A 14,957-nucleotide genomic window follows, 5' to 3' on the forward strand; every position below is an offset into this window, starting at 1 on the left:
AATGTGGGCTGAAATATGTAACAATTTGCCAGAAGCCTTATCTTTAAGGAAATAACCAGTGCCAACCATGTTTCACGGAAAGAAAACCTTTGTATTCCTAATTGTGACCTGTTGCGGCTGCCTGTTGCATGGACAGGATCCAGGGGCCAATATCCCCAAAAAAGTGTATACAACCGTGCCCTTGGGGACGTTTTCCCCTCCCGATATCGATGGAATACTGGAAGACAGTAGCTGGGAAGCTGCAGAGTGGGGAGGAAATTTTACACAGCGCGAACCGATAGAAAATGCACCGCCGACAGAACAGACGCAATTTAAGATCATATATGACGATAAAAACCTGTATGTGGCCATCCGCTGTTTTGATGCAGAACCGGACAACATTGTAAAAAGACTTTCCAGGCGTGACGGTTTTGAGGGCGATCGCGTAACGATCATGTTTGACAGTAATCTCGACCTTCAGACGGCATTTGCCTTTACCATAACTGCTGCGGGGGTAAAAGGAGATGAGTTTGTAACCCAAAACGGCAATGCATGGGACGAAAGCTGGAATCCGATCTGGTATGTAAAAACAGCAACAGACAGCAAGGGGTGGACGGCCGAAATGAGAATTCCGTTTAGCCAGTTGCGGTTCGGTAAGAACAGGGAACAGTTGTGGGGCCTGCAATTGTCGCGAATGTACTTCAGGAATAACGAGCGTTCGGAATGGCAGTTTTTCCCCAGGAATGCCCCGGGATGGATCAGTGAAACCGGAAAATTGCTCGGGCTTACAGGTCTGAAACAGCAAAAACAGTTTGAAATACAGCCCTATGTGGTGAGTTCCCTGGAAACCTACGAAGAAGAAAAAGGCAACCCGTTCATGGATGGCAGGGACACCAAACTGAACGGCGGGATAGACGGTAAAGTTGGGATCACCAACGATCTTACCCTCGATTTTACGGCAAATCCCGATTTCGGACAGGTGGAGGCCGACCCCTCTGCCATAGCGCTGGATGGTTTCCAGATATTTTTTGACGAACAACGCCCCTTTTTCGTAGAGAACAAGAACATCTTTGATTACCGTATTTCCAATACCATTGCGGGAAATACCGAAGGTACGGACAACCTTTTTTATTCGAGGCGGATAGGGAGAAGTCCGCATGGTTCGCCGGACACGGCCGCAGGGGAGTATGCCGAACAACCGGAAAACACCACCATACTGGGAGCGGCCAAATTCAGCGGAAAAACCAGGAATGGCTGGTCCATAGGGGTGCTGGAAAGCGTGACCTCCAGGGAATATGCAAAGATCAGCAATAACGGAGAACGGCGGGAGCAATTGATAGAACCGCTTACCAATTATTTTGTGGGCAGGTTACAGAAAGATTTTAATGAAAGAAATTCGTTTATAGGCGGGATCTTTACGGCCACCAACCGGGGCGACCTTCCGGATAACCTGGATTTTTTACATCAATCGGCCTATTCCGGGGGGCTGGATTTTAAGCACCAGTGGAAAAACAGGACGTGGTATACGGCAGGGAACCTTATTATGAGCGCGGTTTCCGGTTCAAAAGAGGCCATAAGGCGAACGCAGGAAGATATAGCAAGGTTATATCAGCGCGTGGATGCCACTTACACTGAGGTGGATACGACCAGGACATCCCTGGCCGGGCATGGAGGGAATGTACAGTTCGGTAAGGCCCGGGGCAACCTCAACTTTGAAAGCGGGGTGACCTGGCGTTCCCCCGGACTGGAACTTAATGATGTCGGTTTTTTGCGGAGGGCAGATTATATAACACATTATGCCTGGGCAGGATATAAAATAACAAAACCGTTCGCTGTGTTCAGAAAAGCACAGATCAATTACAATCATTGGAGCTCCTGGGATTTTGGGGGTGATCATAACGAATTGACATTCAACACGAACAATAATGCCCAGTTCAAGAACAACTGGTATATAGGTACAAGTATCACAGCCCGGATTAAACAGTATTCCAATACAGCCTTGCGTGGTGGACCCAAACTCAGGCTTCCCGATGAGGTTGCCTATTCGGCTTTTGTAGACTCGGATGAAAGGAAAAAGCTGCGTTACGGTTTTGAGGTCGCTTTTACCGATGGAGAAGACAAGGCATATCGTATAGATGAATACGGTATATACTTTATCTACCGGCCGATCAATGCAATTAAACTTTCCCTGGAACCGTCCTATAAGATCAATAAAGACAAGTTACAGTTTGTAAAAAACATACAAACCGGATCCGGAGTGCGATACCTGAATGCCGAAATCGATCAAAAAACGCTGAGCATGTCCTTCCGGCTGAATTATACGATCAATCCCAATTTAACTATTGAGTATTGGGGGCAACCTTTTATTTCCCGGGGAAGGTATTCGGACTTTAAGCATGTAACCAACCCTCAGGCAAGTAATTTTGAAGACAGGTTTTACAGCTTTAGCGATGATGAGATACGGTATGATGAAGAAAGCCAAACATACTTTGTAGATGAAGGGCACACCGGTGCTACGGACTATTCTTTTAAAGATCCCGACTTTTCATTTGTACAGTTCCGTTCCAACCTGGTGCTCCGGTGGGAATATATCCCCGGTTCCGAGCTCTACCTGGTATGGTCGCAGGGGATCACACAGTCCGGTAATCCCCGGGATAACCTGCTTGCTGCCCTGGACAGGAATATCCTGGGAACACAGCCCAGGAATATCTTTCTGATCAAGGCGACGTATCGGTTTGTGTTGTGATGGCGTTAAGAACTTTTGGTAAATTCATTTTGATCTGTAACTAATAAGGGATACAAAAAATATAAAAAGTAAACAATTTGGGTTATTATTTATAGGATTAGTACATGACAAAAATTGAATTTCAACAACTCCTCGATTTGGTATCCCAGCACTAAAGGGCAATGTCATTTAGTTTAGCAAATTATACCACCCCTTCGGGGTTTATATATTGTCTTACCGTTTCTGATTCTATAATTCGATCATCCCTTCGGGATTAAAAAAAGCCTGAAAGGCTGAAATATTTATAGACCCAAAGGCATTAAAGAGATTCTGAACCCCGAAGGGGTGATATATTTATATCCATGACCTTAATAAACGACATTGTCCTTAAGGGTTGGGAACGAGCTGATTTACCGGTTAAATAGTCTCAAAAACAATTTTTGTCATGTACTAAAATTTATAGGATAAAACTTAGGCAGTCTCTTAAAGGTTTCTCCTTATTATCCGGATATATACGAGTTTTTTTACTTCTTCAGTATGATCAAGAAATTTTATCAATGCGCCGCCAGCCAGTCTTCTCCCAGTCCGATCTCCACATCGAGGGGAACGAGCAGTTTATAGGCATTCTCCATTTCGGATTTGATGAGGGGTTTCAGGGTATCGAGCTCGGGTTTATAGGCATCGAAAACGAGTTCATCGTGTACCTGTAACAGCATTTTACTCTTAAAATCGCCTTCCTGTAACTTTTTGTGGATGTTGATCATGGCTATTTTGATGATATCGGCGGCACTTCCCTGTATGGGGGCGTTTACGGCGTTGCGTTCGGCAGCGCCCCGGACTACCTGGTTCCGGGAATTGATATCCTGCAGATAGCGCCTCCTGCCCAGAATGGTCTCTACATAACCGTGATCCTGTGCAAAGTGGATCTGATCGTTGATGTATGCCCGTAGTTTCGGGTACGTCTTATAATAAGTGTCTATCAATTCCTTGGCTTCGCTCCTGGAAAGGGAAGTCTGATTACTGAGCCCGAAGGCAGAAACCCCGTAGATAATACCGAAGTTTACGGTCTTGGCATTGCTTCGCTGTTCCCGCGTTACTTCTTCGAGAGGCACGCCGAAGACCCTGGCCGCCGTGGAAGCGTGAATGTCCTCGCCGTCCTTAAAAGCCTTTATCATGTTTTCCTCCTCGCTCAGGGCGGCTATGATGCGCAGTTCTATTTGCGAGTAGTCGGCAGCGAGAAGGATGTGGTCCTCATCCCTGGGAATAAAAGCCTTTCGTATCTGCCTTCCGCGTTCGGTGCGTATAGGAATGTTCTGCAAATTGGGGTTGTTGCTGCTCAGTCGTCCTGTGGCAGCTACGGCCTGGCTGTAAACCGTGTGTACGCGGTTGGTCTTCGGGTTGATCTCGTTCGGGAGGGCATCTACATAGGTGTTCTGTAATTTCTGAAGTTGCCGCCACATAAGGATGTCTCCCACGATCTTGTGGTCTTTGGCCAGGTAAGAAAGCACATCTTCCGCAGTGGAATACTGTCCTGTTTTGGTCTTTTTGGGTTTGTCTACCAGTTTCAGTTTGTCAAAGAGGATGGGGCCTAGCTGCTTGGGAGAAGCCAGGTTAAATTCTTCCCCGGCCTGTTCGTAAATGCCTTTTTCCAGGCTTTTTATATCCTTGTCCAGGGCTTCGGAAAGCGATTTCAGGAAATCCGTATCCACCCGAATGCCTTCGATCTCCATATCGGCGAGTACCTGTACCAGAGGGGCTTCGATCTCTTCAAACAGCTTCAGGGCATTGCGATTGGGAAGTTCTCCTTCGAAGAGGTTGCGGAGTTGGAGGGTGATGTCGGAATCCTCCACGGCATATTCGGTCTGCTTTGCGATCTCTACCGTCCGCATGGACTTCTGGTTTTTCCCTTTTTTTCCGATCAGGGTCTCGATGGGAACGGGCTGGTAGTTGAGGTAGGTCTCTGCCAGCACATCCATGTTGTGCCGCATATCCGGGTTGATCAGGTAGTGGGCTATCATGGTGTCGAAAAGTTTTCCCCTCACCGGGATATTGTAATTAGACAGCACCTTGATATCGTATTTCAGGTTCTGTCCTATCTTTTCGATCTGTTCTGCTTCAAAGAAAGGGCGGAATTCTTCCAGGATGGCCGTTGCTTCTTCCTGCTCTTCCGGAAAGGTTACGTAATAGCCTTTGCCCGGTTCCCAGGAAAATGCTATGCCCACGAGCTCGGCTTCCAGTGATTTTATGCTGGTTGTTTCCGTGTCGAAGCACACGCTTTTTTGCAACATCAACTTTTCCAGCAATAACTTTCTGCCCAACGGGGTATTTACATATTGATAGTGGTGCGGAACGGTTTCGATAGTACTGTAAGAAGATGTTGTTACGGTCTCAGTCTCTTCGGAAGGAGAACCGAAAAGATCGAACTGTGTGCCTTCCTGTTGCTGTGTCTTTTTTGACGCGGTGCTGCCCCCGGTAGAAGTTTCCGTGGTGGTTTCCAGCGCAAAGGTCCGCATCAGGTTTTCGGTAAGGCGACGAAATTCCAGCTCCTGGAAGATCTCTTTTACCTTGTCGAAATCAGGAGTGTTCAGTTCAAAATCCTTTTCGTGGAATTTCACAGGGACATCGAGCATAATACGTGCCAGTTCCTTGGACAGCAGTCCCTGCTCTGCATTGTCTTTTATCTTTTCTTTCATCTTGCCCTTGAGGCTGTCGGCATTGGCGATGAGGTTCTCCACACTGCCGAATTCCTTGATGAATTTTTTAGCGGTCTTCTCGCCCACCCCCGGAAAACCGGGAATATTATCTACGGAGTCTCCCATCATCCCCAGATAGTCGATAACCTGCTCAGGTCTTTCCACCTCAAACTTCTGCTGTACTTCTTTAATGCCCCATATTTCAATACCGTTGCCCATTCTGGCAGGGCGGTACATAAATATATTGTCGGATACCAGTTGGGCAAAATCCTTGTCCGGAGTCACCATAAAGGTCTGGTAATCTTCTTTTTCGGCCTGTTTTGCCAGGGTGCCTATAATGTCGTCTGCTTCGTAGCCTTCCTTCTCTATGACGGGGATATGCATGGCTTTGAGGATCTCCTGGATATATGGTATGGCGATGCGGATGGCCTCGGGAGTTTCATCCCTGTTCGCTTTGTAAGCCTCGAACATCTCAGTACGCGCTGCGGAACCTCCCTTGTCGAAAGCCACGGCAAGGTGATCGGGTTTTTCACGCTTTATCACATCCAGCAGGGAGTTGGTAAATCCCATGATGGCGGAAGTGTCCATTCCCTTGGAATTGATCCGGGGATTCTTGATAAATGCATAGTATCCTCTGAATATCAAGGCAAAAGCATCAAGGAGAAAAAGGCGTTTCTGGCTAGACATAATTGCTGTTAAAGTTTATTTGTGTAAAAGTAAGGATTTAATTTTTTTTTCAGGTAACGGGGCAGTCATAACGTCAGGGCAAAAGTATCACAGATGAAAAGAGGTAAATAATTGAGTTTTGGAGTCCTGGAGTTGAGGGTTTGGGGTTTTCGTGTAGTAAGTAATAATTCATGATTTTTATTTTCCAACTCACCAACTCCAGGACTCCAAAACTCCCGGTCGTAACGTGATTTTGTGAAATATTGTACATATCGCCCTTCCATTGTGGGAAATTGGGTAGGGGCAAAAGTATGATGGGAAAGAAGTTTTTGTATTTTTACCAAAAATGCATAAAAACGCAGAAAAATGCTAAAAGAAGAGCGCCAGCAACTAATTCTTCAAAAAGTAAACCGCGAGCGGAAAATTTTGTCCAAGGATCTGAGTGAATTTTTAAAGGTGTCGGAAGATACGGTCCGGAGGGATCTGAACGAACTGGCAGGTAAAGGTATGATATTAAAGGTCCACGGAGGGGCGCTGGCTACCAGGCAGAAGATATATACTTATGACGAAGCCAGTATTTCCAACCTGGAGGAAAAGAAAACCATAGCCGAAAAGGCGGTTTCCCTGATCCGGGAAAACCATGTGATCATTGTTACCGGAGGGACAACCAATTTTGAACTGGTAAGCATGATCCCCGATCATCTCAGTATTACAGTATACACTTATAGCCTGTCTATTGCCATGATCCTTACGGAAAAACCGAATGTGGAGGTCTTGTTTATCGGAGGTAAACTTCTTAAGAATGCCCAGGTCACGGTAGGGATCGATGTGATAAAAGCACTGTCTCAGGTCCATGCCGATCTGTGTTTTCTCGGAACATCGGCGCTGAGTGTTACCGAAGGGCTTACGGAAATAAACTACGAAGTGTCTCATGTAAAAAAGGCGATGATCGAGGCTTCGGACAACCTGGTTCTGCTGTGTACGGAAGAAAAACTCAATATGGTAGAGCGCTACAAGGTGTGTCCAATAAGCCGTGTGGGTACCGTAGTAACCAGTCTTTCCCAAAATACATTAAAACGAAAATATGCCAATTTCCTGGCCACCGGGGTGGATTTCATCTGATGCTTACCTGCAAACGCACTTTCCCTGTTCAGAAAGATAGAAGCCTATGAAATGCCCATGACCAAATTTCCGGACACCAGCCGATATGATCGTAGGGCATTCCATGCCTGTGCTGAGCACTTCGGCAAGCTCAGTATATCACTTGTCGAAGCATGACCTATTAGAAACAAATAAAAAATAAACAGATGAAACGCTCCGTAGAAAAACTGTATGAAATATCCCGGAAGGCATCCCGTAACATCATCGGCCTGATGAGTGGCACCTCGCTGGACGGACTGGATATTGCCCTTTGCAGGATAACCGGAAGCGGCCTTGAAACGAGAGCGGAGCTTTTGGCGTTTACTACCATTCCCTATGAACCCGGTTTTTGCGGGCATGTCCGGGAAGTTTTTGCCAGGAAGGACGGTGAACTCGAAAAGATATGCCTGTTGCATCCGTTGGTAGCACAGGTGCAGGCCCGGATGGTTGTGGATGCCTTGAAACAGTGGAAAATATCTCCGGAAGAGGTAGACCTGATCGCCAGTCACGGACAGACCGTTTATCACGCGCCTTACAGTTTTCACCACAATCCGGAGTTCCCGAATGCGACCCTGCAATTGGGCGACGGGGATCATATGGCAGAGATCACAGGGATCATTACACTTTCCGATTTCCGGCAGAAGCACATTGCAGCCGGGGGAGAAGGGGCGCCCCTCGCGATCTACGGGGACTATTTACTGTTTGCCGATAAGGAAGAATCCAGGCTACTGCTCAATATGGGAGGGATCTCCAACCTTACTTTTATTCCTGCTGCCACGGGTTTTGACCGGGTTTTCTGCACAGATGTAGGGCCGGGGAATACCCTTATGGATGCTTATGTGCAAAAATATTTTAACCTGCCTTACGACGAGGATGCCCGGATCGCTTCCCGCGGGCAATTGAATGAAGACCTGCTGAACAGGCTTATGGACCATTCGTTTCTCCGCTTGTCCGCACCGAAGACAACGGGGCCGGAACTGTTCAATATGGAATACCTGGACGCAGCCCTGGAAACATCTGGTATGCAGGGACAGTTATCGCATGAAGACATATTGCATACGCTGGCCCATTTTACGGTAAAATGTATAGCACAATGTATTGCGAAACATTTGCCTGCGGACAGTTCCGTAAGGGGATTTGTCAGTGGAGGAGGAGCATCTAACCCTTTGGTGCTGAACCTGCTGAAAAAGACCTGCCCGGACCTGCAGTTCACCGATACTTCGGCATTGGGGCTGGACCCGGATGCCAAAGAGGCCGTATTGTTTGCCCTGCTGGCCAATGAAACGGTAAGCGGTTCGGCAAATGTCGAAGGGACCGCGGCCTATCCCTGGGTAAGTATGGGCAAGGTCAGTTTTCCCGGGTGACCTCCTTATGCATTTCCCCCCAATCCGAAATGGCCTGCAGCATAGGATGCATGGTCCTGCCCAGGTCTGTGAGCTTATACTCGACCCTTGGCGGCACTTCGGGATAAACAATTCGCAACACAAGCTGGTCCGATTCCAGTTCCCTTAACTGGGAGACCAGCATACGCTCGGAAATATCCGGGATAAGTCTTCGCAACTCGCTATACCTCAGTTTTTCGTGGTTGAGCAATCTCCAGATAATATTGGATTTCCATCTTCCGCCTATAAGCGATAGGGCATACCCCATGCCGCAGGTAGCATTGATCTTCTTTTCATTCAGGGAGTTGGTGGAGGTTTCTTTTCTCATAACTTACTCTTTTATCAGTACCTAACAATTTTTACAGTACTTACAAATGTAAAGTGACTTATGTACTTTAGCAAACAAATAATCCTAAAAATAAATTTGATATGAAAAACGACACATCTATCAGTAAACACAGGCAGCTTCACGGTAAAATAGCTTTTGTCACCGGGGGCAGCCGCGGTATGGGAGCAGCCATAGTAAAACGCCTGGCTTCAGAAGGTGCCCGGGTGGTCTTTACACATTCCGGAAATCACAGTGAAAAGGCAGCCCTTGTGGCAGACGAAGTGAAGAAAGCCGGCGGGGAGGCCGAGGAAATAGTGGCTGATAACCAGAGTGCAGAGGGTGTTACCACGGCCATACAGGAGGCAATTTCCCGTTACGGAAAGATCGATATCCTGGTCAACAATGCAGGAGTCTTTTTGTATAAGCCCACACAGGAGAGTACACTGGAAGATTTTGACCGGATGATGTCTGTAAACGTACGGGCGGTTTTCCTGGCGATGAAGGAAGCAGCGGGCAAAATGCCTGAGGGAGGGCGTATCATTACCATTGGTAGTAATGTGGCCGATCGTGTGGGCGACCCTAATATGGGACTGTACGGTATGAGTAAATCCGCCCTTATCGGGTTGAACAAGGGAATGGCCCGGGAACTCGGCTCCAGGGACATCACAGTAAACCTGGTGCAGCCCGGCCCGATAGACACCGATATGAACCCTGCCGACAGTGACATGGCCCTGGAGCTCAAAAAGCATATTCCTGTTTCCCGTTACGGGAAAGCCGAGGAAATTGCCGGCCTGGTCTATTTTCTTACCGGGCCGGAAAGCCGGTTTATCACGGGTACGTCCATCACCATAGATGGCGGGTTTAACAGTTAATTTTATGATAAAACAGAAGAAATAATATGGAATCCTGGAACATCCCGCTTGTCGAATGGATAGGATATGCCGCTTCTGCCGGTATACTGTTGTCCTTTCTTATGCGGGATGTACTGAAATTAAGAGCGATCAATGCTGCGGGATGCCTCCTTTTTACGGTGTATGGTTTTTTGCTGCCCCATCCTTCCATACCGATCATTGTAACCAATTTTACTATTTTCTGCGTTAACCTGTATTTTGTCTATGCGATTCGTAAACGCGGGAAATAATGGGCAGATTAATGAATAGACGGTCCCTTTTTTTCTGTCGCATCCGGTAAATCTGTGGATCCGTGATGGTGTTTGTCCTGAATTTTATAACTTTAAGGTTTTATACCCAGAGACCATTTTAACACACCAGATGAAAAGCAGCGAATCCTTAACCGACTTTTACCGCAGAGTTTCCTTTAAAAGTACGTCTCCGGCTTCACGCCATAGGCAGGTGGGAGAATTGGATCATTTTAACGTGTACCGGCGAAACGATATGACCTGCAAGGACTATTCGCCCTATAATCGCAGGGACTTTTATAAGATCTCCCTGATCATTGGTTCCGGGACTCTGTATTATGCCGATAAGGGCATTGCCATAAACAAAAGGGCATTGTTGTTCTCCAATCCCAATATCCCTTATGCCTGGGAAGCCGGGGAAGGGGAGCAGACAGGATACTTTTGCCTGTTTACGGACGGTTTTGTGAATACCAATCACCAGAGTGAGAGCTTACAGAACTCCCCTTTGTTCAGGATAGGGGGGAAACCGGTGTATTTTATTGATGAGGAGCAGGAGAAAAAAGTGGGCAGGTTATTTGAAAAAATGCTTCTGGAGATCGATTCCGACTATCGCTATAAGTACGATCTTATCCGCAATTATATGAACCTCGTTATGCATGAGGCCCTGAAAATGCAGCCGGCAGATTCCTATTTTAAGCATACGGATGCTGCATCGCGTATTGCAGCTATGTTCTTCGAATTGTTGGAAAGGCAGTTTCCTGTTTCGCACGAACATATTTTGCAGCTCAGGTCTGCCAACGATTATGCCCAGCAGCTGTCAGTGCACACCAATCACCTGAACAGGGCCGTGAAAAAAGTGACAGGGAAAACGACCACAGAACATATTTCCGCCAGGCTGATCAAGGAGGCCAGGACCCTGCTGAAGCACACGGACTGGAACATTGCCGAAGCAGCGTATTGCCTGGGCTTTGAAAATCCGGCATACTTCAACAATTTTTTCCGGAAACAAACCGGGAAAACCCCGAGAGGATACAGGGAAGGGATCAATGGAAAGAAACCCGTGCCCAATGGTTAGCCTGAGTTCGGCATTAGAATAGTCATTCCCCTCAGGCCGGGTGCCAGGGTGCAGGAGCAGTGCGCTGCCCTGAGTGCAATTGAAGGGTATCGAGGTCTTATTATCCCTGAAACAGGTAGGTTATGGTGCCTGTCTGTTCGCTTTTGTTGTCTTTCCTGTTGAAGGTGGCCCTCAGGGCATAGGCTATGGCATGGTCTACCAGGCAGCCATTGCTGGTTGTAGAGCTCCTTTTGTTAAAAGTAGCTTCGGTAACATGGCCCAGGGCATTCACTTTGATGTTTATGACGATCTTTCCGCGGGATGTGCAGGTGTAAACCGGGTTAGGGAGTATCCTATGGGTCCTTCCCGCCAGGGAATAGGAGATGGAACTGTTGGTATTGGCGCGGTTGTTTTTTACAATGGCATCCGATGAGTTGTCCCCGTCAGATCGTTTGGCCTTTTGTTTCTTTTTGCCCGAAGAAGGCAGGGCTGAGGTCCCGGTCTCGGAGGTGAGGTAACGGTCGTCCGTATTCTGGTCAGCTTCGGCAGAAGTTTCTTCATCCGGATTTTCCGGGGCGTCTTCTTTCGTGTCCCTTCCCTCTTCGATCTCTTCCAGTGTCTTGAATTCCCGGGTCTCCTTGTCAAACCTGCTGGTCACGGTTTCGTTATAGGCCATATGGGTCTGGAGTTTGTTCTCTTCGGGGGCGGCTCTTTCTTCCTCTTCGTCCGGCAGTTCTTCAAAATGCATTTCAAAAAGGATCTCTTTCTCATGCTGTTCCGCCAGATGTATGTTAAATAGGATAAACACCACCAGCATCATGATGAGAAATGATATCAGCAACGACAGTTGTTTTCTGCTCAACTCCATGTTATATAAACGTCCGAACCGGAAAATAATTTGACAAATTTTAAAAATATCCTGTTTTGGAAAGGAGAAGGTACTAAAAAAATTAATTTTCTGCATTCAGCAGGGCGACGAATGCTTCGGGCGAAATGGCGTCGCTGACATGATATTGGCCGATCCTGGTTCTTCGCAGCGCAGAAAGATGTCCGCCCGATCGCAAAGATTTGCCAAAGTCGTAGGCCAGTGAGCGGATATAGGTGCCCTTACTGCAGACCACGCGAAAATCCGTTTCGGGCAGTTCGGTCCTGGTGATCTCAAATTCACTGATGTGTATTGTTCGCGGGGCGATCTGAACTTTTTCACCTTTACGGGCGTGTTCATAGAGGCGTTTCCCGTCTTTTTTTATGGCGGAAAAAACCGGGGGTACCTGTTCGACATCACCGGTAAACCGGGTAGTGGTTTCTTGTATTAAGGCTTCGGTGATATGCTCCGTAGGGTAGGTTTGGTCTACTTCGGTCTCCAGGTCATAGGATGGGGTAGTGGCTCCCAGTGTAAAGGTTCCTGTATATTCTTTTTTCTGTCCCTGTAATTCCGGGATTTTCTTGGTGAACTTTCCCGTACATATGATCAGTAGGCCGGTAGCCAGGGGGTCGAGGGTCCCGGCGTGTCCCACCTTGATCTTCTTAAGGCCGAATTTTTTACGGATAGCCCATTTTACCTTGTTTACAGCCTGGAAAGACGACCATTTGAGGGGTTTGTCTATCAGAAGTATTCTCCCGGTTTTAAAATCTTCTTCCGAATACATTTTAGTTGCTCAAAAAGGAATAAACAATGGCTACTGCTCCAACGATAAGGCAATATACAGCAAAGTACGTAAGTTTACTGTTTCTTACCAACTTTATCATCCAGGTACAGGCAAGCAGGCCGGAGATAAAAGCGGCAACAAACCCTATGGCCAGCGGAGTGAATTGTTGAGAATCGTAGCTTATTTTGCCAGATATAGCCTCCTTGGCAATACTGCCGAAGATCAGTGGAACCACCATGAGGAATGAGAACCGGGCAGCTCTGTTCTTGTCAATGCCCAGCAAAACGGAAGTGGAAATTGTAGAACCGCTCCGGGAAATCCCGGGAAGCATGGCTATGGCCTGCGATACGCCGATGATAAAAGCATTGTTGTAGGTGACGTTCTTGGAAGTGTCTTTCGCCCTGTCGGCCAGAAATAACAGTAGCGCGGTGATGAGCAGCATAAAGCCTACCAGTTGAATGTTTTCCCCAAAAAGCTGTTCGAGCTGTTCTTCGAAAAACAGGCCCACAAATACTGCCGGGATCATGGAAACAATGATCTTCAGGGAAAAACGGGTTTCATCGTTCCATCGGAACTGGAATAGTCCCTTCAGTATCTCCATAACCTCTTTTCGGAACACAACAATAGTACTGAGAGCAGTAGCAAAGTGGAGGATGATGGTAAAAAGCAGGCTTTCTTCGGGAATGGAATTGTCTCCCAGGATGGCTTTTCCGAGTTCGAGGTGTCCGCTGGAGGAAACGGGCAAAAATTCCGTAAGCCCTTGGATGATCCCAAGGATAATAGTATCAATAATGTCCATGCGTAGTTTTCGTTTTCAGTGTGGGAAAATTATAACTGATCTCTTGCCTTAACGAAGGATAAACGGATTTATTTGCCTTTGTTTTCCTTTTTTTTGGGAGATGCCAGAATGGCGTAGACCTCCAGGGCAAAACCTATGATGACCAATGTGGGGGCCAGGCGTATCCTGCGGAAACTGAATATTTCGGGATTGAAGGTATTGGGGTCGTCACTGCCGCCGCCGCTCATGAGTACAAAGCCCAGGGCTATGCATACCAGCCCTATGAACATAATGGTATAATTCTTTTTCTGGAAGATAAATTCACTGGGTGTTTCTTTGCCTTTTTTATTCATGATGAATAGTTTTTGACTTGTGTCTTATGGTGTTTTGTTGTCTGTATCTGCGTTATCTATGTGCCATCCCCTAATAATAAAGATCATCCGTCCTTAAATTCAGGAATCGCTGTGCTGCGAAATAGGTGCTTATCCAGCTGATCACGGCTCCCATTAAAAAAATACCTATAAACAGGACGATCAACCAGAAAGGGTCTTGCATGAGGTTGAGTTCCGGGAACCTGTCGTTAAAATAATACAGGCATATCCCCATGGCTAGGGTTGCGATCACCGCACCGGCCATCCCGAGTTTTACACTGGTCCAGATAAAAGGCCTTCGTATAAAGCGTTTTGTGGCCCCTACCATTTGCATGGTCTTTATGATAAAGCGTTTGGAATAAATAGACAGGCGGATGGAACTGTTGATGAGCAGCACGGCTATTACGGTAAACGCGGCGCTGACGATCAGTATCCAGAAACTGAGGCGTTTTATGTTTTCGTTGAGCAGCGATATCAGTGGGCGGTCATAGGAAACTTCCTCTACAAAGTTCCTGGAAGATATTTGATTGGCAATTTCCTCCAGTTTTTCGGCATCGACATAATCGGCCTTCAGTCTTACGTCTATCGAATTTTGCAATGGGTTGTATCCGAGGAATTTTACAAAATCCTCCCCGATCTCTGCGCTTTGGGCCTCGGCAGCAGCTTCCTTGGACACGAACTCCACCGATTTGGTGTATTCTGCCAGGGAAAGGCTTTTTTGCAACTGGTCTATCTCCACCTCCTTGGCATTGTCTTTCAGGAAAATGGAAATGGCCACCTGCTCCTTGAAATGGTCGGCCAGCTTTTTGGTGTTGATCACCAACAGGCCCAGCATACCCAACAGGAACAGCACCAGGGCAATACTTAATGTTACGGAGAAGTATGAAGAGATCAATCTTCGTTTTTGATACCTTTCAAATGATTTGCTCATGGCTTATGTCATAATTTTCCGGCTTCCCTGCAAATATAACGAATTCGAAATTCGATTCTTGCTTCGTGAGGAGGATTAATGAAAAAAACAGGGCCAATATACCTTTGTTTATAAGCCATTTCA

Annotated in this window: 13 protein-coding genes; 6 read left to right on the top strand and 7 right to left on the bottom strand. The window is 47.0% G+C overall.

Features of this window, described 5'->3' with window-relative positions; translation table 11 throughout:
- Positions 1-67 precede the first annotated feature (67 nt).
- A complete protein-coding gene (locus KN811_RS13660) occupies positions 68-2,725 on the top strand; it encodes a DUF5916 domain-containing protein (RefSeq protein ID WP_187966598.1) in 2,658 nt (885 codons plus the stop codon).
- 533 nt (positions 2,726-3,258) lie between these two features.
- On the opposite strand, the gene polA is transcribed toward KN811_RS13660, so the two are convergent.
- Positions 3,259-6,084 carry a DNA polymerase I gene (gene polA, locus KN811_RS13665; RefSeq protein WP_187966599.1) on the bottom strand — a complete coding sequence of 942 codons (2,826 nt, stop codon included), beginning with the start codon at positions 6,082-6,084 and terminating at the stop codon, positions 3,259-3,261.
- A gap of 345 nt (positions 6,085-6,429) precedes the next feature.
- On the opposite strand from polA, the gene KN811_RS13670 reads away from it, so the two are divergent.
- Both KN811_RS13670 and KN811_RS13675 read left to right on the top strand, forming a co-directional pair.
- Entirely contained in the window at positions 6,430-7,185 is a 756-nt protein-coding gene (locus KN811_RS13670) for a DeoR/GlpR family DNA-binding transcription regulator (protein WP_187966600.1), read from the top strand.
- A 185-nt stretch (positions 7,186-7,370) separates the two neighbouring features.
- Complete coding sequence (locus tag KN811_RS13675) at positions 7,371-8,567, top strand: anhydro-N-acetylmuramic acid kinase (RefSeq protein ID WP_187966601.1); 1,197 nt, start codon at positions 7,371-7,373, stop codon at positions 8,565-8,567.
- Here the strand turns inward: KN811_RS13675 and KN811_RS13680 are convergent.
- On the bottom strand, positions 8,551-8,913 hold the full coding sequence (locus KN811_RS13680; protein WP_187966602.1) for a winged helix-turn-helix transcriptional regulator: 363 nt from the start codon (positions 8,911-8,913) through the stop codon (positions 8,551-8,553). The genes KN811_RS13675 and KN811_RS13680 overlap by 17 nt on opposite strands.
- Before the next feature lie 101 nt (positions 8,914-9,014).
- On the opposite strand from KN811_RS13680, the gene KN811_RS13685 reads away from it, so the two are divergent.
- From KN811_RS13685 to KN811_RS13695, 3 genes are all read left to right on the top strand, one after another.
- A complete protein-coding gene (locus KN811_RS13685; RefSeq protein ID WP_187966603.1) occupies positions 9,015-9,785 on the top strand; it encodes an SDR family NAD(P)-dependent oxidoreductase in 771 nt (256 codons plus the stop codon).
- A 26-nt stretch (positions 9,786-9,811) separates the two neighbouring features.
- On the top strand, positions 9,812-10,054 hold the full coding sequence (locus KN811_RS13690; RefSeq protein ID WP_187966604.1) for a uroporphyrinogen decarboxylase: 243 nt from the start codon (positions 9,812-9,814) through the stop codon (positions 10,052-10,054).
- Positions 10,055-10,184: 130 nt separating this feature from the next.
- Positions 10,185-11,126: a helix-turn-helix domain-containing protein gene (locus KN811_RS13695; RefSeq protein ID WP_187966605.1), complete on the top strand. Its 942-nt coding sequence runs from the start codon at positions 10,185-10,187 to the stop codon at positions 11,124-11,126.
- Between the two features lie 100 nt (positions 11,127-11,226).
- Here KN811_RS13695 and KN811_RS13700 read toward each other — a convergent pair whose 3' ends face one another.
- The 5 genes from KN811_RS13700 to KN811_RS13720 all read right to left on the bottom strand — a co-directional run bounded on the left by KN811_RS13700 (position 11,227) and on the right by KN811_RS13720 (position 14,834).
- On the bottom strand, positions 11,227-11,967 hold the full coding sequence (locus tag KN811_RS13700) for a hypothetical protein (protein ID WP_187966606.1): 741 nt from the start codon (positions 11,965-11,967) through the stop codon (positions 11,227-11,229).
- An 88-nt stretch (positions 11,968-12,055) separates the two neighbouring features.
- Positions 12,056-12,754, bottom strand: coding sequence for a tRNA pseudouridine(55) synthase TruB (gene truB / locus KN811_RS13705; protein WP_187966607.1), 699 nt, complete (start codon positions 12,752-12,754; stop codon positions 12,056-12,058).
- Between the two features lies 1 nt (position 12,755).
- Positions 12,756-13,553 carry an undecaprenyl-diphosphate phosphatase gene (locus KN811_RS13710; protein ID WP_187966608.1) on the bottom strand — a complete coding sequence of 266 codons (798 nt, stop codon included), beginning with the start codon at positions 13,551-13,553 and terminating at the stop codon, positions 12,756-12,758.
- A gap of 68 nt (positions 13,554-13,621) precedes the next feature.
- Positions 13,622-13,885 carry a DUF3098 domain-containing protein gene (locus tag KN811_RS13715; protein WP_187966609.1) on the bottom strand — a complete coding sequence of 88 codons (264 nt, stop codon included), beginning with the start codon at positions 13,883-13,885 and terminating at the stop codon, positions 13,622-13,624.
- Positions 13,886-13,955: 70 nt separating this feature from the next.
- Positions 13,956-14,834, bottom strand: coding sequence for a cell division protein FtsX (locus tag KN811_RS13720; RefSeq protein ID WP_187966610.1), 879 nt, complete (start codon positions 14,832-14,834; stop codon positions 13,956-13,958).
- Positions 14,835-14,957 lie beyond the last annotated feature (123 nt).

It is taken from the genome of Sinomicrobium weinanense, from assembly GCF_018863395.1.
Lineage (GTDB): Bacteria > Bacteroidota > Bacteroidia > Flavobacteriales > Flavobacteriaceae > Sinomicrobium > Sinomicrobium weinanense.